Genomic DNA, 19,845 nt, shown 5'->3' with positions numbered 1-19,845 from the left:
CCTCCTTAGTGTGAAGTTGTAATTCCTAATAGTTTTTGATATAGCAGTTCACTAGCTGGATTCATCCCAATTACTGATACTGATTTTCCTTGTTCTTCTAATTTTGAAACAACTTTAACAATTGCTCCAACGGATGATTCATCCCACAAATGGCTACTCGATAAATCTATTGTAATAGTTTTTGCTGTTGTTTTTTCAATTGTTTGAACAAAATGTTGAGTAGAAGCAAAGAAAAGGGGACCTTCAATAATATATATGCCATCATGTTCCGTTATTTTCACCCTCGAGATCGAAGCAACAAAGAATAAGGCACTTAATATAACACCTACTACCACACCGATAGCTAAGTTATCCGTGTAGACAACGATTGCAACAGTCGTAATCATCACAACTGCATCTGCACGTGGTGCTTTCACGATATATTTAAATGAAGACCAATCAAATGTACCAATACATACCATAATCATTATTCCAACTAACACGGGCATTGGAATATCAATTACTAAATCTCCTAAAACTATGATTAAAAAGATTAAGAAAACCCCAGCAACCAATGTAGATAGACGACCACGTCCGCCAGACTTCACATTAATCATCGATTGACCAATCATCGCACAACCAGCCATACCACCGAAAAATCCTGTGATAAAGTTAGCGATTCCTTGTCCACGTGCTTCCCGGTTTTTATCTGATTTTGTATCCGTCATATCATCAACTATTTGTGAAGTTAACAACGATTCAAGTAAACCAACAATAGCTAGTGCTAAAGAGTAAGGCAGTATTATTTGAAGAGTTTCTAAAGAGAATGGTACGTCCGGTAAGAAAAAGCTTGGTAGACTTTGCGTTATCGTACCTAAATCTCCAATCGTTTTTAATTCAATACCAAATATAAATGTTATTGCAGTTAAAATAACGATCGCAATTAGTGGGGCAGGGACCCCTTTTATAAAGCGTGGTACTGTATAGACAATTATTAATGTAACAGCGACAAATACATATGTTAATATGCCTTCCCCTAAAATATGAGGGACCTGTGCCATAAAGATTAAAATAGCCAATGCATTAACAAAGCCAATCATGACTGAATTAGGGATAAAACGCATTAGTTTTGCTATTTTGAAAACCCCTAAGAAAATTTGAATGACTCCAGTCAAAATTGTTGCAGCCAATAAATAATTCAACCCATGATCAGCAACTAAATTAACCATAACAAGTGCCATGGCACCAGTAGCAGCAGAAATCATACCCGGTCTGCCACCGACAAAAGCGATAATGACAGCTATACTAAAGGAAGCGTAAAGACCAACCATAGGGTCCACACCAGCGATAATTGAAAAAGCAATGGCTTCTGGAATGAGTGCAAGTGCGACGACAATCCCTGATAATATGTCGCCTCGAATATTTCCAAACCACTGTTGTTGAATAGTTTGCATATAGGTTCTCCTTCGGATATAGTCAATTTATAATGTCCCAAAAACCTGTGTTTTAGGACAATCTGTCATATCATAACATGTCTTTTCCTAAATAGGAATGCTTTTGGGAATTTGGAGGAGTAAAATGAGATTCGGATACAAAAGACCATTAATAAATGATGAAGATGTTAAGTTACAGCTAGTGGATATAAAACGTGCAGAAGTCTATATAGAGCAACATCCCTATATGAAAAAAAGACATGAACTAGAAGACTTAGTCATGCAGCTCTCAAAGGGGGATCAATTGTATGTACAAAATTTCGTAGTACTTGCGGATTCTCTTACACAATTCCAAGATTTATTGAGAGTATTTGAAAGAGACGAAGTAACTGTCACATTTATCGATGAAAATCTAAATAATACAGATATTTTATCAATGAGGCTCCTAGAGTTATTAGAGTTATTGACGAATTTACAAACGAAAATTAAACGTCACCAATCCATTTTTGGGGTCCGTGAAGCCCAAAAGCAAGGGAAAATCATTGGGCGACCGAAAAAGTCAGATGATAATTTAAATAGAGCTTTTGCTATGTATGACAGCAAAGCATATACACTGCAGCAAATTAAAGAGGAAACTGGCATTAGTAAATCTACTTTATATCGCTATTTAGACCAGTTTAAATAGAAGGGTAGGGGTAAACCTATTATTTAGACTTAAAATAGTTTAAAAGGCCTTTATGAAAGAAATAGAGCATAATACGATACAAACTTTGAAAAGGTGTGAAAGATATGTGGAAAATAGTAAATGGAAAGTTAATACAAACAGTCGATGAAACGAGAACTGAATATAAAACGCGTATAAGTGCCAGTTTAATAAAAAAGCTCAAAGTAATGGCAAAAGAGTCAAATTCGCATATTGGTTATTTATTAGAAAACGGGTTTGAAAATATATTAAACGAAAGTGCATTAATGTACGACAAGAAAAACAGACCGAAAGATCGCATAGAATTTCGTACAACCTGTGATAAGGAAACACTGGAGAGTTTGCGATTGTTTGCTAAGAGTAATAAGTTAAATTTAAATGATGTAATCGAGGCAAGCGAAAGCTACATAAATATAGAGGATGTAAAAAATGCAAATTGGCGATATAGAATAGAAAAAGAGTAAAGAAGAGACATAAATGAAATTATAAAATAGGGATGTGGTCATAATATATATTATACTAAGTTACGTTTCATTATTGAAGTATACTAGTAATAGTGAGATATCAGAGAAAAATTGTTTACGACACAAATAATTTTAATACTCAACAATAACTCACTGTATAGCTTGTAGTGAATTATTAAAGATTTTTTAAGGATAATCAAAATTTGTTTTTATAATTTTCTTTCCCCGGATCTCTCCGAATTAGGTAGTATTCTTACTTCAATATTTCTGTTAATTAGGTTTTCAAATAAATCGTCAACCTCATTCAATTCTTATTGATTGATTACTTAACACACTTTACTTTTCTTGTGAAAGAAAAGTTTTTTATCTTTCCTTGTGATTCTGTTCAAACAATGATATTTTACATAAACTAATATTTCCTCCTTTAACCCTTCCCTCTTATGGGTTAGGGTATAGTAATACTGGGCTTTGTCTATGTTTTGTAGCCTGTTCAAACGCATATGCAAGTTTAATTAATGTACCTTCGCTAAATTCAGTCCCTGCGAATGTTATACCAAAAGGTTTGCCATTTTTCATATAGCCAGCTGGTATGGCAATTGATGGGTATCCCGCTTTTGCACAAATAGTTGAACCTACATAAGATGGAAAAAGGATCGCATCAAGATCGTATTTTTTTAATGCAAGGTCAATTCCCTGTTCCTGTGAATAATATAAATCTTCTATTTTCGCGACTAAATACTCCGGGTTTCTTAATGTGTTTGGGAATGATTCTCTTTGCTCCAATTTGTTCTGTCCATATTTTAGAGTCTTTTCTTCCAGACCTTTATTAAACTCTATTAACTCAGTAATTGAGTGTACTGGTACATTAGACGGGAGTTTAGAAAGGTAATTATTTAAACTGTGCTTTAGCTCGTACAAAGTTACCCCCCACTTCCAATCTCTATGGACGGAAGGGATCTCAATATCTTTACATATGGCTCCTAAGCTACTTATCAAATCAACGGAATCATTAAACAACTTGTCATCGTACTCATCCGAGTTAAGAAAATCACTAGATGCGTTATTAAAGACTCCTATTTTAGCTCCTTTTAATCCATCAGAATCTAAATGAATGGAATAGTCCTCTTCAATTTTACCCTTACTTTTAAATGTTGCCGGATCAAACCTATCTAGTCCAGTTAAAGCATTAAGTAAAATTGTAGCATCCGTAACCGTCCTTGCAAATGGGCCAGCTGTGTCTTGAGAGTATGTAAAAGGAATTATCCCTCTTCGACTAATTAAACCTACAGTCGGTTTAATACCCACCACAGAATTTTGAATCGCCGGACTTAGAATGGATGCATCTGTTTCTGTACCGACAGATAAAACAGTGAAGTTAGCAGCAACTGCAACAGCAGAACCAGAACTAGAACCACCAACAAAAAGTTCGAGATTCCCATAAGGATTTAATACTTGTCCACCCCTGGAACTATAACCGGCCCACATTTCAGTGGACATACCATTAGCCAACTCTGTCATATTTGTCTTACCTAAAATTACTGCTCCTGCATTACGCAGTTTTTCAACAAGAAATGCATCTTTGCTTGCAATATTATTCTCTAATGCAAGAGTTCCTGCACTAGTATGCATAAAATCACACGTATCAATATTATCCTTTAAAAATACCGGAATGCCGTGGAGAGGTCCTCGAGTACCTTTTCTTTTTCTTTCCTGATCTAATGCTTCAGCTATAAAAATGGCGTCTGGATTTATCTCTAGTACAGAGTTTAAGTTTGGTTCATCTTGGTCGAACTTAGCAATTCTATCTAAATAATAGATTACCAATTCCTTTGATGTTAAATCTTCGTTCTCCATGGCATTTTGAATATCTTTAATTGTTAACTCTTCTGTGCAAAACTTATTAAAAACCATAGTCACTAATACTTCCCCCGATATGTTAAAAATATTTATAAAAACTGAATATTAAGATATTAAAGAATAATACAACACATTAACTTATGTCCCACTTCAGAATAGCATAAAACCTCTACTGCAGTGTGATAGCAATGGAGGTTTTTAATTTAATTATTTTGATCTAGATATGGATAAATCTCCATCATTTCTAACCTTCCATAACCAAACTTCCAAAGGCCCTCTCTTTCCTTTGCCAAGTGTTATCCATTTAAGTTAAACCTCTCCCTCCTTACTTCAAATACAATACTCTATATGTGATGTAGTATGTGAGAAGTCCAATTATCGGTAATGCAGCAATAGTGAAAACAGAATATGGCAAAGGGTTATCCAAATATGGAATGACTAACGCAAAAAATGCTAGCACTATGAATGTGGCTATAATGATTACGGAGAATGCTGCTTTAGCAGATTTCCCTGTAATCTCAGCTTCTCTTTCATCGTCATTCAGGTTCATTTCGGGAATAACTATTTCCCTCATAAGAATTCTCCCGTTATTTCGTTTTTTCGATAGATAGTTTGTATACCAGGAATTTATCAAGGTTAAAATGACAAAAATGAAACCATACACACTAGTATTAATCTCATTTTCCTTATAATATTCGAAACTAATCTCATCATTTAAAAACATATCAGAAAGCTGAGTGTCTTTTACCTGCATAAAAGCGACCAGAGCGAATGAAATAATAAGTAATATACGTAAAACAATGGATATCGACAAGATTCTCATTATATAACCCCTTTCTTTTTACAAGCATGAAAATATATAAATGTACTAAAACAATTAGGACTTGTTCTCCTCTTTGTAGAAAATTTGTTCGATCGGTTCTTTAAATACCTCTGCAATATTCATAGCAAGCAGTAACGAAGGGGTGTAACTTCCTTTTTCTAAAGAAACAATGGTTTGTCTAGTTACGCCAGTCTTTTCCGCCAGGTCTCCTTGCGTCAAATTAAATCTGGCCCTTAATTCCTTCACCCGATTTTTTAACAAATGGCTCCCCCTCCTAACATTTAAAATTATTGTATAGTTTATTTGTCATTTTGTATAGTTTATTTTACTTTATGTTTAATTAACTTTACTTTTTTTGTTTCTCCATATGTATGGTATAGTTGCACATCGCTATATGATTACCGCTAGCAAACAAATAAAAAAAGACACCAAGATTTTTCTCGATGCCTTTCGTTGGTACTATATTCTACCTGCTTAATGAACTATTTACTTGCGGATCTTCGTCATTGCTTCTGTATTCCAATAAATCTCCTGGCTGACATTCTAACGCTTTGCAAATAGCTTCTAATGTGGATAATCGCACTGCTTTTGCTTTCCCATTTTTCAATATTGAAAGGTTGGCCATTGTGATTCCAACTCTTTCTGAGAGTTCCGTTACACTCATTTTTCTTTTTGCGAGCATCACGTCAATATTGATAATTATTGCCATATTATTCACCTCAGATTTAGACTATTAAATCATTTTCTTCTTTTATATCTATCGCTTCTTTCAAAAGTCTTTGAAGGACAGCAGCAAAAACGGCAATTACTAAGGATGCAAAAACAGGTACCATCCCGACTATTACTAAACCTGGTGCATCATCCACCTCTGCCATGATAAAAACAAATGGTAAAGCTACAGCATATAAGCCACTTATAATAATCGCATAGGTTTTAATTTTCTTTAGAGCTCTAACAGAAAAGTCCGAAAAAGCTAAGTTTTTATCAATGTAATTTAATAGTTTAAAAGATTGGTACAAAGCAAAGTAAAAAGGAATTGCGGAAATATACATTACTGTTAAAAGTCCGTACACCACATACGCTAATTCCGACCCTTTTTCTATTGCCTCCTTGGCTTCCCCAGCTATTTGGGGCAATAAAAAAATACACATTGCGAGAACGGGGATTCCCATAAGAATAACAGCTAACTTTAGAAAAATTGTTGATCCTCGTTTCATAAAAGTACCTCCTACATTTAATATACATTCATACTAGCATTAAATTTATCGTTTATCAATATATAATTATTAAAATACGTTATAAAATTATTGTAAAATAGATTTTTAGTAATTAAATTCCACTAAGCTACTTATTGTTTATTAAAAGTAAATGTAAAAAGTATAGTTTTGCCTGTTAAAGCCTATTCTATAAAGTAAGTTTAGAAATGGAAGGAGCCTTGTTTCAAAATGAAATTTCCCCTACCTTTCAGTAAAAGCAAGCACAACAAAGAGAAAGCACCCGAAGAAACAGCTGCTCCGAGAAAAGATATAGGCATGATGACACCGCTTAAGATGGATTTTGTTCAATTGATCAAAGATGCAACTCAGGATCCTTCTGATTTAATCGTGAAAGACATTCCACCTAATATTACTCTCATATATATAGACAATTTAGTAAATGATCAAGTGTTAACCGATCATGTTATCTCCAATCTCCAAAAAAAATCAGTTGATACGCCAGATTCTATAAAGGCTGCACTTTCCATACCAGAGATAAATGCATCCACTCGTTTGGACGTGATCGTAAAATCAATTGTTACTGGTTCAGTGCTTATCCATATGGAAGGGCACTCTCAAGTAATAATGGCTAATATTCCGAAACTGGAATCTCGTAGTTTGTCTACACCTGAAAACGAATCACAAGTAATTGGTGCTCAGGTCGGGTTCAATGAAAGTCTATCTACTAACATTTCCTTGATACGTCGCTATATTGTGAGTCCAGATCTTTGTAATGAAAAGTTCATAGTAGGAAGAAGGACAAATATTTCCGTTGCTCTTCTGTATATTAATGGGATTGCAAATGAACAGATGGTTAACACGTTGCGCCAAAGAATTACTGATCTCGATGTTGATTCACTACTAGATAGTGCCGTTTTATCAGAAATGATTGACGACAATTCTATGTCAGCTTTCCCACAAATGCTTCTGACGGAAAGACCAGACCGGTTTTGTGATGGTCTAATAAACGGCAAATTAGGGATAGTTGTGGACGGTAGTTCCATGGCAATTGTATGCCCACAGTCATTTATAGAATTTTTTCAAAGTCGAGAAGACCAAAACCTTAGATGGCAAATTGCTACTTTTTCACGACTTTTAAGATTTACGGCTATTCTTTTATCAGTATTTTTGACACCTATATATGTAGGGGCATTAACTTTTCATTATGAAGTAATTCCGCAGGCTTTTTTGGTTCCTCTAAGTGAATCGAGAGCACTGGTTCCTTTTCCACCTGTATTCGAGGCATTGTTACTTGAATTTATTATTGAATTGCTTAGAGAGGCTGGAGCGAGATTACCAACGAAAATTGGACAAACTATTGGTATTGTTGGTGGTATTGTAATTGGAACAGCAGCTGTTCAAGCAGGAATCACAAGTAATATTTTACTCATATTTGTTGCTTTAAGCGCTTTGGCTTCTTTTACTACTCCAAGTTATATGATGGGTAATGTTATTAGGCTAATCCGATTTCCTATTATTATACTTGCTGGCTTTTGGGGTTTTTATGGAATTATGCTAGCATTTTGTTTTATCCTCATACATCTTCTGCGCCAAACTAGTCTAGGTGCACCTTACCTATCGCCATTTTATCCTCCTAGGCTGAAAGGATTGGCAAATAGTATTATCCGATTACCTTACCCCTTAACGTCTAAGAGGCCTGAGGTAGCAAGACCCGTTGATAAAGAAAAATATAAACCTGAACCTATTAAACCTGAAAACAGCTGAACTGAAGGTGAAAAGAATGAATAATACAATTCAACTTAGCCCAAAAGATATGATTAATGCTTATTTGCTGTTTTTTGTCGTTCACAGTACTCAAATTGGCGTTGGTGTACATGGTTTTCAACGTATTGTGTATCAAGATGCCAAACATGATGCATGGATTTCGGTTCTCCTTGCAGGACTTGCCACACATATAGTCGCTTTTTGTATGATTAAGACTTTAGAAGTTTATGGCTCTAATGACCTCTATGGAATCCAGCAAGATGTTTATGGAAAATGGATTGGGAATTTTTTGAATTCCATTTATATATTGTATTGTTTTGTAGCGTTTTTTTCTGTATTGAGAAATTATATTGAAGTAATTCAAGCATGGATATTTCCTGGAATTAGTACATGGTTTCTTTCGATTACCCTACTATTAATAATAATATATGCATTTACCGGTGGACTGCGTGTGATGGTTGGTATCTCTTTTTTTAGTGTCATACTCGCTATCTGGGTTATTCCAATGTTAGTGTTTCCCCTGAAGTTCTCAACGATGGATAGTTTATTTCCTATTTTAGAAGTAAATATTATCTCCTTACTTAAAGGAGCACATTCCATGACCTTTACGATTATAGGGTTCGAAATATTAAACATAATTTATCCTTTTATTAAAGATAAGAAAAAAACGAGCAAATATACGCACTTAGCTTTGTTGTCTACCACATTTATTTATCTTTCAATCATGTTGGTATCTATTATGTACTACACGGAAGGCAAGCTCCTTAAAACTGTCTGGGCAACATTAACATTGTTTAGTTTTATCAGTTTTCCTTTTATGGAGCGATTTGAGTTTGTAGCGGTTTGTTTTTGGATGTTAATCATTTTGCCAAATCTTTGTTTATATCTATGGGCTGCATATCGCGGGATGATTCGGTTAGTAAAAGTAAGTAGCACAAAATTCGTTTGGATCTTTTCAACCCTTGCTTTCTTTGGCACTTTGATGGTGCAAACTAGACCACAGATAAATACGATGAACACTTATCTAGGTAAAGCCGCCTTTTATATTGTATTTGTTTATCCCGTTTTGTTATACCTGATTACGATGCTAAAAAAGAAATTCACATCACAAAAGGAGCAAAACAATGAAAAAATATAGATTTTATTTCATTATCCTTTTTCTTCCCAGTCTCCTTATTGGGTGTGTGGAGACAAATATATTAGATAGAGTTGGGTTGGTAACCTTAGTTGGCTATGATGTCGGAAAAGAAGAAAGGATGGCCACTACCTCCGCTGTTCGTGAAGTGAATCCAGAATTTCAAAGTAACGTAGAAGTTGTCACAACGGAGAATTCAACTAGCAAGGGCAATCGAGTAAAAACCAACCGTAAATTATCTAAAAAAGTAGTAGTAGGTCAAATGAGAGTTGTCTTATTTGGAGAAGAGTTAGCAAAGGACGATATTCATCGCTATATTGATGCACACCTTGAAAACCCAACTGTCAGTAATAGTCTTTATATGGCTGTAGCGGAGGGTGAAGTGGCACCTTTGTTGGAATATGAATATCAAAACATTGACGATATAGGACAACATATTTTTAGGCTATTGGAACAAAACATTGAACAAGAAAATATGATTTCCTCTACTCTCCATGAAGTGGGCCGAGATCTTTATTCGGAAGGAGAAGATATATTTATGCCTATCATAAAAAGAGAGGAAGAATTAGTGGAATTATCGGGAATTGCTATTTTTAAGAACGGCAAAATGGTAAGTTCATTACGACCAGAAGATACTTTTTATGTGAAACTAATTGGAGGTAATTATAAATCTGGAACATTTGAAACTATTTTGACAAAAGAGGAAATTCCAGATGATTTGATGAAAAACAAACCTGATGAAATTCCTATAGCATTCGATGCTCTTACTTCTGAGAAAGAGCTGAAATTAATTAACAAAAATACGCCAGAATTTGATTTGAATATCACAATAAAAACGCGACTAACAGAAATTTATCCTGATGTAAATATTGGAGATCCCAAAACTGTCAAGAAACTCGAAGAAGCGATTAGTAAAAACCTGTCAAGAGAGATATCTAGGGTTATTGCATACTGTCAGAGTGTGGAATCAGACATTTTTGCTTTCGGAGATAAGTATCGAAGCTCGGTAAGAAACTCTAAACTAACAAAGGAAAAATGGCATGAATTATACAAAAATATGAAAGTAAATGTTAAAGTAGACCTTACCATACTGAGAAGTGGCGTTTTTGAATGAGTGAGGACTTAATAACCTCATCTTAGTCAAACTTATAAATTAGTATTCCGATTTGTTTGCTGACCAGTCATAACAGACAAGAAATGATAAAAGAATTTTTCGTAATCTATATTAAATGCTATACGATGAGTCTTTTCCCCATTATTGTTTGAATACGGCCGAGTATCAGCGATACTTTGACCTCTTGAAGGTCCACCCAGGTCATCTACAATAATAACTGGATAAGATCCAAACATGAAAATCTCTGGATAGATCGTTGCTATTAGGGTGAGAGCATCATGGACCGGGCTCCCTTGTAGGGACGGGTCCCTTTCTTGATAGAAGCGTGTATAGTATTCCATTAATGGTTTGAAAATTTTAGTTTGCCCGAATTGTTCTATATAATCTACCATCTCAGGTGTGACAATTGCCTGCTGTGTGGCGTTTAATGGAATAATCGTTACATTATTTGCGTACGTCAGCACAATATTCACAGCCACAGGGTCTCCGTGAAAATTAGCTTCTGCAACAGTTGTGACATTTCCCGGAATCCAAAAAGCCCCACCCATAATATAAAATTCTTTCACATTTGTCATAAGGTCTCTGTAGAGTATGAACATCGTGGCAAGTGAAGTAAGTCGACCAATATTCACAATTATTAACTCATCCTTATAATTTTCAATTATTTGTACGATTTCAAGGAAGTTTTCGATAATTACAGTTTGTTCATCATCCGGAATGATTGGACCAAGTCCATGTTCTCCATGTATTTCTGGATAGAAAGTGGGCTCTTCCCCTGTTAACGGTACCTCCGCCCCGCGGATAACAGGAATTCCCCTTGGAAAATCAAATAATTTCATTAAATAATATATATTCGATACAGCATCTTCTCTAGACACATTGCCGTAATCTGCTACGATGCCTACAATTTCTATATCTTTGTTTAAACTTGCATAGATTAATGCAACCGTATCGTCGATGCCAATATCACCGAATAGAAGTACTTTTTTACTCAGGTATGTCCCTCCTTTGTTTTTCTTATTTAAGTACCTTATGTTATGGCTAATGGTACAAATGAGTCCCTATTATTTACCAATATTTATGGAAGCTAAGCAAAGGGCTAACCTGTTCTTTTCAAATGAGTAACAAATGAAATGGGATACTAAAATTTGTAAACAATAAAAAAACCACTTAGATGCAATCACTTCTAAGTGGAAGAATAGACCAGTTCCTTTCAAGGGGGATGGCCCTTTTTTCGTATGCAATTCTAAGCTGCTATTTAACACCGACACCGACCATATTACTTCTACGCTCAAGTAATACGACATCGCGCCAGATTCCATTTAATCTTCCAATTTGTTTTCTCGTACCTACTTCTTCAAAACCAAACTTTTTATGTAAATTAAGGCTAGCAATATTTTCAGGGAAGATCATGGCTTGGATTGTCCAAATTTGCTGTTGCTCACTAGAGTCAATTATATGTTGAAGCAATTTACTACCAACCCCTATTCCAGCTGCAGTTGAAGCAATATATATACTTACTTCTACAACTCCTGAAAATGCACGCATCGTAGAAATAGAGGTAAATGCTACCCACCCCACTACTGCACCATTCTGTTTGGCAACAAATCGGCAATTCGTTAGGTGATCATCATTCCATTCGTCCCATGATGGTGCTTCTGTTCTAAAGGTGGCATTCGCAGTTCTAATCCCTTCTATAAATATCTCTCTGACCGAATTCCAATCAGCGAAGGACATTTCAGTTATCACTATATCTTGGTTCATCTGTATTCCCCATTCTCCTATAAATAAAAGCACTTCCAAGATGGATTATACACCGTTGGAAATGCTTTTAAAAGAACCCGATTATACAATTTGAATACTTAGTAATAAGCCCAAATAAGCCGCTATGACGACGAATAGACTCATGATAAAGGAAAATATGGCCGGCATCTTTTTAACGAATGAGAATAGGCTCATTACAAGAAAAAGGACCGCTATACATAGTAGGAGTACTCCGTCTATACTAAATACCAATTGAACAGCTATGTCCGAAAATACAACTTCATCATGAAAGAGTATAAATAACGAAGAAAAACCTTCATTACTTATTGTTTCGTACATATTATGTGGTGGTGATTGTTGACTCATAGCCCCCGTTGCTGCAAAAATTAGGAGAAGTATGAAGAATTCTACTCTTGCCCAAGGACGAGGATCGAAATTCTCCTTTTTTAGTAATCGTTTTTTCATGAGAATTCCATTTATACAAGCATACGCAATTAGTGGAATAATAAATAGATGCTTAATCAGTAGGCTTTGACCATAGGAAACCATCCAAGTATCAGGATATGCCTCTAATGGTGTAGAGAAGCTCATCAACGATAAACCAGTTATTATTATAATACCAAAACAGTACAACGCCATGATATGAAACCACTTTAAAAAGGAAAGCCAGTTCTTCGTATTTTTGGAGAACCAAGCTACTATAAGCAATATCCCTACCCAAATGACAACAGAGGCAAAGTGAAGGAAATGCGTGATGAATCCTTTTAAGCTTTCAATAGAGTTTGCATGACTTGACCAACTTACACCCAAGATAAGTAGAAAAACGAGTATAATCCCTATAATTGAATAATATGGTGCTTTCTTTTCGTGAAAGAATTGGATATACACTCCTAAAAACACCGTTATAACGAACATGAATAACCAAGATTTCCCTACCTCGAAGGTCAATAAAATGGACTGTAAAGATTGAAATAATCCATAGTCTTCGGATAAGTAGATGACTAAGCTAATAAGCGGGACAAAAGAAAAGATCGCTATACCTAGTACAGCAAATAGTTTTACTTTTCTAGAAACAACAATAGTAGGTATTAAATCATCTGGGAATAAAGCAAGAATATAGCTCCCCATTAATATAGCGAAGCACACATATAGAAGTGCCTCGCTTATAGTGGTTAAAACAAACATCATTTTTTATTTCTCCGAGTCATCCACCAAGCAGCTAGTGCAACGATAATGACTAAGACGATAATAATTCCTACTGTTGAAATAGAGCTTTTCTCTTCTTGTTCTGTTTCCACTGTCGTATCTATTTCTTCCGTATTAGATTCTACTGGTTCTACTTCATCAAGGGGTTCAGTTGTTGGTTCAACTGCTTCAACCTCTTCAGGAGCATCTAAAACAAAATCAATAACCCCCTCTATCGGGTGACCATCTGCTCCAATTATTTTCCAATTGATTTGGTAAGCTCCGTTAGCCAAGCTTTCCGTAACATTCCCAGTTAGTAAATGGTCATTTACAGTAATGTCTTCTACTTCTATTTCTTCATCAGAGGAATTAGTTAGTGTAAAGGAGCTAGTTTCTTCAATTTTTGTTAAAAATGAAAGTGTAATGTCATTTAACTTTTCTGTAACAGTACTCCCTTGTGCCGGAGTGGAGCTTTCTAAGCCAGTGTGTGCTAGCGCGTTATTACTAAACAAAAGTACACAAGCAATTGTCATCCATAATATTTTTTTCATAATAAGCCTCCAAAATTTTGTGCATAAATATTAATGCCACTATACTTATACCATAAAGCCATGAAGAATGTGTGAAGTTTGTATTTTTCGTAATTTTGAGATATTCTATATGGGTCAAATATAATATATAGGAGAGATTTTAATGGCAAAATCCACTGCAAGACGTAAAAGAGACCACCTAATACGTAATTTAGGCAAAGATGTATCATTAGCTAGAAATGAGGTTAACTTTAGTACCCATGTGCGAATGACTAAATCAAAAAAAGAAAAATTACAGCAACAATATACAAAATATAAAAAGCATTTCACAGAAGGTATAACACCTAATGGAAATGCTTTTTATTATGACTATTTTTAGTTTGAAAAATTAACGCTTAAGCTTTAGTTATCTTCTTTTGGTTGCTTCCAAACGCGAACTAAATCGCCATCTTTTTCTGTATCAATTACAAACGAACCATTTGAATATCTATCGGATGGTCGGTATGCATTTACTAGTATCGTTTCCTGACCTTTTTCTGTTTCTATAATCAGTTGGTCATTTTTTTCCACTAATAGTACATCGAATACACGATGAGGATTCGTTTTTAACTCTCTTAACGTAAGTATACCTCGCTTAGCTCTTACACCAGCTTCGATTTCATTTAAAGCCATCTTTTTAATAGCACCTCTAGTGGTGATTAACAAGATATCTTCTTTGTTTTGTGTAGAAATCGGGTTGACACTAACAACATAATCTTCGTCTTTTAGATTAATCGCTTTAACTCCACCAGTTTTCACACCAGTGATGGGCACTTCGTCTAGAGAGAAGCGAACAGAATAACTAGCATACGTCGTGATTAACACATCGTCAGAAGGAGCAACGAGTTCTGCCATGATTAGTTCATCATTTTTCTTTAAGTTGATCGTCTTGATCGGTCTTGCGTATCGTTGTACAACATAATCGGAAAGTAATGAACGTTTAATTTGTCCATCTTTCGTGGCTGTTAAAACGCTCAAATCCAGGTCGAATGATTCGATTCCCATTACTTTGATAATTCTTTCCTGTGAATCCAGTGGTACAATACTCGAAATATGCTGACCTAGATCTTTCCAACGTATATCCGGCAATTCATGTACTGGTTGGTAAATATAGTTCCCTTTAGAAGTAAATATTAGTAGATGATTTTGCATATTGATAGGTGCTTTATACAGTAAATAATCCGAATCCTTAATCGCAAAATCCTGTCCATTGGAGGCTGTGTAGGAACGTGTACTTGTCCGTTTAATATAGCCGTCCTTCGTTACAGTTACATATACTTCCTCACTAGGAATAAGAACATCTAACGTTACCTTAATCTCTTCAATCTCATCTTCTAATACTGATTTGCGGGGCTCTGCAAATTGTTTTCTCACTGCTAAAAGTTCTTTTTTAATCACTTTTAATAGTGCAGTTTCCTTTGCCAAAATATTCTCTAACTCTTTTACTAATTTATTGAGTGTTTCTTCTTCATTTTGAAGCTCCGTAATATCTGTATTAGTTAAACGATATAGTTGCAACGAAACAATTGCTTCTGCTTGTGCTTCGGAAAATTCAAACAAAGAAATTAAATTGTTTTTCGCATCCCTTTTATCTTTTGAAGCTCTGATTGCTTTGATCACTTCATCAAGAATAGAGAGAGCTTTCATAAGGCCGGCTACTATATGTAATCGATCTTGTGCTTTTTTCAAATCAAAAATCGTTCTTCGAGTGACAACTTCTTTCTGATGGCCAATGTACGAATCTAAAAGTAATGGAAGAGTCATCATCGTCGGTCTACGATTATGAATAGCAATCATATTAAAATTATAAGCCACTTGTAGATCCGTGTTTTTTAATAAATATTGTAGAATACCATGAGCATCTACTTCTTTTTTCATTTCAATGACAATACGTAGACCTGTACGGTCAGATTCGTCTCGAACTTCTGCAATTCCTTCAAGACGTCGATCATGTCTTTGTTCATCAATTTTCTTGACTAGATTTGCTTTGTTCACTTCAAAAGGAATCTCGGTAATGACAATTTGTTGCTTTCCACCTTTTATCGTTTCAATTTCCGTCTTGGAACGAATGATAATTTTTCCTTTTCCGGTTTCATACGCTTTTTTTATACCTTCTACACCTTGAATAATCCCACCAGTCGGGAAGTCAGGACCTTTGATAACGGTCATTAACTCGTCCACAGTGGCAGCTGGATTTTCCATTCTCATCAGTACGGCATCTAGTGCTTCATGGAGTGCATGAGGTGGGATATCAGTGGCATAGCCTGCTGAAATACCTGTAGATCCATTGACGATTAAATTTGGAAATCTAGCTGGTAATACTACTGGCTCTGAATCTGAATCATCAAAGTTTGGAATATAGTCTACTGTGTTTTTATTGATATCGCGTAGAAGTTCATGGGAAATAGCAGAAAGTCGAGCTTCTGTATAACGCATTGCAGCTGGCGGATCTCCGTCCACCGAACCGTTGTTACCATGCATTTCAACGGTCATATGGCGCAGCTTCCAATCTTGACTCATACGCACCATTGCCTCATAAACGGAACTATCACCATGCGGATGATAGTTACCAATTACATTACCAACAGTTTTAGCTGATTTTCGGAATGGTTTATCGTTTGTATTGCCTTCTTGGAACATGGCAAATAGGATACGGCGTTGAACTGGTTTAAGACCATCTCTAGCATCAGGTAGTGCACGATCTTGGATGATGTATTTGCTATAACGACCAAACCTATCACCGATCACCTCTTCTAATGGCAAATTTTGATAACGTTCGGTTTGTGTCATGCTAAGTCATCCTCCGTGTGTAATCTGTCGTTTTCTAATATATTTGAGTCCTCTTCTAAGCCGAAGTTTACGTTGGCTTCTATCCATTTACGACGTGGTTCTACTTTGTCTCCCATAAGTGTGGTCACATGTCTTTCTGCACGTGCACCATCTTCTATAGTCACTCTAATAAGTGTTCTAGTTTCAGGATTCATAGTAGTATCCCATAATTGGTCAGCATTCATTTCCCCAAGACCTTTATAGCGTTGGAGTATGTACCCTTTTCCAATTCGTCCGGAAGCAGCTTCTAATTCCTTTTCTGTCCATGCATATTCAGAAACTTCTTTTTTTCCTACACCTTTATAAATTTTATAAAGCGGAGGTAAAGCGATATATATATTACCATTTTCAATTAAAGGTTTCATATAGCGATAGAAGAATGTTAATAATAGTACTTGAATATGTGCACCGTCCGTATCAGCATCCGTCATGATAACGATTTTGTCGTATGCAATATCCGCTATTTGGAATTCTGCTCCTACCCCACCACCAATAGCATGTATAATCGTTGCAATTTCAACATTTTTCATAATATCCGCGAGGTTTGCTTTTTCTGTATTTATAACTTTACCACGTAGTGGAAGGATTGCTTGGAACGTGCGATCTCTACCTTGTTTAGCAGATCCTCCTGCTGAATCTCCTTCGACTAAATATAGTTCATTTCTCGCAGCATTTCTCGATTGAGCTGGAGTTAGCTTCCCAGATAACAATTCAGATGGTTTACGTTTTTTCCCGTTACGAGCATCTTCACGAGCTTTTCTCGCGGCTTCACGAGCTTGCTGCGCACGAAGTGCTTTTCTTATTAGAGAAGAAGCTAACTCTGAGTTTTCTTCTAAAGTATATTGCAATTTCTCAGAAATAACCGAATCTACAGCGCTTCTAGCCTCGCTTGTACCCAGTTTTCCTTTCGTTTGTCCTTCGAATTGTAATATATTCTCTGGAATTCGAATAGAAATAATGGCAGATATACCTTCTCTAATATCGGAGCCTTCTAAGTTTTTGGCTTTTTCTTTTAAAAGATTGGTTTTACGAGCATATTCGTTAAAGACACGTGTTAAAGCGGCTTTAGCTCCGGTTTCATGCGTACCACCATCACGTGTACGAACGTTATTTACGAAAGACAGAATCGTTTCCGAATATCCGTCGTTAAACTGAAAAGCAAATTCAACTTCAATTTCATCTTGTATGCCTTCCATGTAAAACACAGGGTGCAAGACGTCTTTTTCCTCATTAAGATAAGAAACGAATGCTTCTATACCTGTTTCATAGAAGAATATGTCGTGTGCTTCTGTCCGCTCATCTTTTAATTCAATTTTTAATCCTTTCAACAGAAAGGCAGATTCTCTCAATCTCTCACATAAAGTTTCGTAATTGTATTTAACTACGGAGAAGATAGATTCATCCGGTAAAAAACGAACAGAAGTCCCGGTTTCTTTTGTTGTTCCAATTTGTTTTAACGATTGAACAACTTTTCCGCCATCTTCAAATCTCTGGTGGAATTTTTTACCGTCGCGATGAATTTCCACATCCACATAGCTAGATAGCGCATTTACAACAGATGCACCTACACCATGAAGACCACCACTTGTTTTATAACCACCTTGTCCAAATTTACCACCAGCATGTAAAACAGTAAAAATAACTTCGGCAGTTGGTATTCCTGTTTTATGTGTACCAGTAGGCATCCCCCGACCAAAATCACGGACAGTAATACTTTGATCCGCATGAATAGTCACGAGGATATGATTACCAAAACCGGCAAGGCTTTCATCTACTGCATTATCTACGATTTCATATACTAAATGATGCAAACCTCTTGCATCTGTTGAACCAATATACATACCCGGTCTTTTACGAACGGCTTCTAAGCCTTCTAAGACCTGAATATCATCATCACTATAACTATTTACTGCTCCAACTTTACTCAAATACTTTCCCTCCAAAACAAAACATCTGTTCTTTACTCTTCCTTTAGCCTACAAATGGATACTCATTATGTCAATTTTTTCAGTAGTTAATGCCAGAATTTAATTGTAAGGAAAGATGTATTAGATTGCAAACTCCCTTTTAAAGCATTCTAGATATTGTTACTGTATTCCTTCTTGACTTAAAGAAATGGAGAATAAAAAACTGGAGTTAGCACATCGGCTACTCCATTTGCTCCTCTTTTGACAAAGTGAAACTTCCATTGATTATAACCTAATAATACTAGTAAAACGGATTTTATGTAAGTTTAGTTCTTTTATCTTCTCAATTGTATCACGACTAAATAAAATATTTGAAAAACCTTTCTCTCAAGAGCATTGAATACTTATAAATATACATGGTACACTTAAAAAAGATAAATATAATTTTAGATTCATAACAAAGGAGTATACTATGATCATAATTCTTTTACTCTTACTCGCTTATCTAATAGGTTCACTTCCCTCTGGACTATGGGTTGGAAAGCTATTCTATAATATCGATATACGAGAGCATGGTAGTGGAAATTTAGGCGGTACAAACACATTTAGAACACTGGGAAAAAAAGCGGGCTTAGTTGTTACGATTTTGGATATTCTAAAAGGGACTGCAGCAACTCTGCTAGGTTCTTTGGCTATATTTGAAACGGTAAATGTTCATCCGTTAATCCTAGGGGTTATAGCAGTAGTAGGTCATATGTTCCCGATCTTTGCAGGATTTAAAGGTGGAAAAGCAGTAGCAACTTCTGGTGGGCTATTGCTAGGGTATAATTGGCCAATCTTTGTCATATTAGTAATAGGATTTTTTATCATTTTAAAAATGACAAAAATGGTATCTCTCACTTCCATGATTTTAGCGATAATTGCTGTAGTGTACAGTGTCATTTATTACTTTACGGTAGATAAGGACTGGCCACTTGTAGTAATTGTCCTATTGTTGGCAACATTCATATTTTATCGTCACCGTACAAATATTAAACGCATTAAAGCTGGTACCGAACCAAAAGTGTCTTGGATCTAATCTGATGAAAGTATGGTGGTACGT

General features: G+C 35.6%; 19 protein-coding genes. 7 read left to right on the top strand and 12 right to left on the bottom strand.

Going from position 1 to position 19,845, the window contains the following annotated elements; all coding sequences use genetic code 11:
• Positions 1–5: 5 nt before the first annotated feature.
• Positions 6–1,433, bottom strand: a complete 1,428-nt coding sequence (locus tag BM260_RS01270) for a SulP family inorganic anion transporter (protein WP_093534228.1) — start codon at positions 1,431–1,433, stop codon at positions 6–8.
• A gap of 124 nt (positions 1,434–1,557) precedes the next feature.
• Here BM260_RS01270 and BM260_RS01265 point away from each other — a divergent pair, with 124 nt between their 5' ends.
• Both BM260_RS01265 and BM260_RS01260 read left to right on the top strand, forming a co-directional pair.
• A complete protein-coding gene (locus BM260_RS01265) occupies positions 1,558–2,097 on the top strand; it encodes a helix-turn-helix domain-containing protein (RefSeq protein ID WP_175496151.1) in 540 nt (179 codons plus the stop codon).
• 104 nt (positions 2,098–2,201) lie between these two features.
• Positions 2,202–2,579, top strand: coding sequence for an rRNA methyltransferase (locus BM260_RS01260; RefSeq protein WP_093534224.1), 378 nt, complete (start codon positions 2,202–2,204; stop codon positions 2,577–2,579).
• 438 nt (positions 2,580–3,017) lie between these two features.
• On the opposite strand, the gene BM260_RS01255 is transcribed toward BM260_RS01260, so the two are convergent.
• The 5 genes from BM260_RS01255 to BM260_RS01235 form a co-directional block, all read right to left on the bottom strand.
• The gene (locus BM260_RS01255) at positions 3,018–4,490 is read right to left on the bottom strand and encodes an amidase family protein (RefSeq protein ID WP_093535650.1); all 1,473 of its coding nucleotides are present in this window, start codon (positions 4,488–4,490) and stop codon (positions 3,018–3,020) included.
• A 271-nt stretch (positions 4,491–4,761) separates the two neighbouring features.
• Entirely contained in the window at positions 4,762–5,259 is a 498-nt protein-coding gene (locus BM260_RS01250) for a hypothetical protein (protein ID WP_093534222.1), read from the bottom strand.
• 54 nt (positions 5,260–5,313) lie between these two features.
• A complete protein-coding gene (locus BM260_RS01245; protein WP_093534220.1) occupies positions 5,314–5,520 on the bottom strand; it encodes a helix-turn-helix transcriptional regulator in 207 nt (68 codons plus the stop codon).
• 205 nt (positions 5,521–5,725) lie between these two features.
• Positions 5,726–5,968: a helix-turn-helix domain-containing protein gene (locus BM260_RS01240; protein ID WP_093534218.1), complete on the bottom strand. Its 243-nt coding sequence runs from the start codon at positions 5,966–5,968 to the stop codon at positions 5,726–5,728.
• A gap of 16 nt (positions 5,969–5,984) precedes the next feature.
• On the bottom strand, positions 5,985–6,476 hold the full coding sequence (locus BM260_RS01235) for a DUF2975 domain-containing protein (protein ID WP_093534216.1): 492 nt from the start codon (positions 6,474–6,476) through the stop codon (positions 5,985–5,987).
• 228 nt (positions 6,477–6,704) lie between these two features.
• Between BM260_RS01235 and BM260_RS01230 the strand changes: the two genes are divergently transcribed.
• Genes BM260_RS01230 through BM260_RS01220 form a run of 3 tightly spaced genes read left to right on the top strand, consistent with a single transcriptional unit; the run spans position 6,705 to position 10,489 of the window.
• On the top strand, positions 6,705–8,240 hold the full coding sequence (locus tag BM260_RS01230; protein ID WP_093534214.1) for a spore germination protein: 1,536 nt from the start codon (positions 6,705–6,707) through the stop codon (positions 8,238–8,240).
• A 16-nt stretch (positions 8,241–8,256) separates the two neighbouring features.
• The gene (locus BM260_RS01225) at positions 8,257–9,378 is read left to right on the top strand and encodes a GerAB/ArcD/ProY family transporter (protein WP_093535648.1); all 1,122 of its coding nucleotides are present in this window, start codon (positions 8,257–8,259) and stop codon (positions 9,376–9,378) included.
• Positions 9,365–10,489, top strand: coding sequence for a Ger(x)C family spore germination protein (locus BM260_RS01220; RefSeq protein WP_093534212.1), 1,125 nt, complete (start codon positions 9,365–9,367; stop codon positions 10,487–10,489). Before BM260_RS01225 ends, BM260_RS01220 begins: the two co-directional genes overlap by 14 nt.
• Positions 10,490–10,521: 32 nt before the next feature.
• Here BM260_RS01220 and BM260_RS01215 read toward each other — a convergent pair whose 3' ends face one another.
• The 4 genes from BM260_RS01215 to BM260_RS01200 form a co-directional block, all read right to left on the bottom strand.
• Complete coding sequence (locus BM260_RS01215) at positions 10,522–11,484, bottom strand: nucleoside hydrolase (RefSeq protein ID WP_093534210.1); 963 nt, start codon at positions 11,482–11,484, stop codon at positions 10,522–10,524.
• A gap of 259 nt (positions 11,485–11,743) precedes the next feature.
• Positions 11,744–12,253, bottom strand: coding sequence for a GNAT family N-acetyltransferase (locus BM260_RS01210; RefSeq protein ID WP_093534208.1), 510 nt, complete (start codon positions 12,251–12,253; stop codon positions 11,744–11,746).
• A gap of 81 nt (positions 12,254–12,334) precedes the next feature.
• Positions 12,335–13,441 carry a copper resistance D family protein gene (locus BM260_RS01205; RefSeq protein WP_093534206.1) on the bottom strand — a complete coding sequence of 369 codons (1,107 nt, stop codon included), beginning with the start codon at positions 13,439–13,441 and terminating at the stop codon, positions 12,335–12,337.
• Positions 13,438–13,989, bottom strand: a complete 552-nt coding sequence (locus BM260_RS01200) for a copper resistance CopC family protein (RefSeq protein ID WP_093534204.1) — start codon at positions 13,987–13,989, stop codon at positions 13,438–13,440. Before BM260_RS01200 ends, BM260_RS01205 begins: the two co-directional genes overlap by 4 nt.
• Before the next feature lie 142 nt (positions 13,990–14,131).
• Here BM260_RS01200 and BM260_RS01195 point away from each other — a divergent pair, with 142 nt between their 5' ends.
• Positions 14,132–14,347 carry a hypothetical protein gene (locus tag BM260_RS01195; RefSeq protein ID WP_093534202.1) on the top strand — a complete coding sequence of 72 codons (216 nt, stop codon included), beginning with the start codon at positions 14,132–14,134 and terminating at the stop codon, positions 14,345–14,347.
• 23 nt (positions 14,348–14,370) lie between these two features.
• Here BM260_RS01195 and parC read toward each other — a convergent pair whose 3' ends face one another.
• Both parC and parE read right to left on the bottom strand, forming a co-directional pair.
• A complete protein-coding gene (gene parC / locus BM260_RS01190) occupies positions 14,371–16,797 on the bottom strand; it encodes a DNA topoisomerase IV subunit A (protein ID WP_093534200.1) in 2,427 nt (808 codons plus the stop codon).
• Positions 16,794–18,764: a DNA topoisomerase IV subunit B gene (gene parE, locus BM260_RS01185; protein WP_093534198.1), complete on the bottom strand. Its 1,971-nt coding sequence runs from the start codon at positions 18,762–18,764 to the stop codon at positions 16,794–16,796. The genes parC and parE overlap by 4 nt, the downstream gene beginning before the upstream one ends.
• 451 nt (positions 18,765–19,215) lie before the next feature.
• On the opposite strand from parE, the gene plsY reads away from it, so the two are divergent.
• Entirely contained in the window at positions 19,216–19,821 is a 606-nt protein-coding gene (gene plsY / locus BM260_RS01180; protein WP_093534196.1) for a glycerol-3-phosphate 1-O-acyltransferase PlsY, read from the top strand.
• The last annotated feature ends 24 nt before the right edge of the window (positions 19,822–19,845 follow it).

Origin of the sequence: Psychrobacillus psychrotolerans (assembly GCF_900115805.1) — a bacterium.
Taxonomy (GTDB): Bacteria; Bacillota; Bacilli; order Bacillales_A; family Planococcaceae; genus Psychrobacillus; species Psychrobacillus psychrotolerans.
Note: the sequence above shows the minus strand (reverse complement) of the source record. Positions and strands in the feature narration are given on the sequence as shown.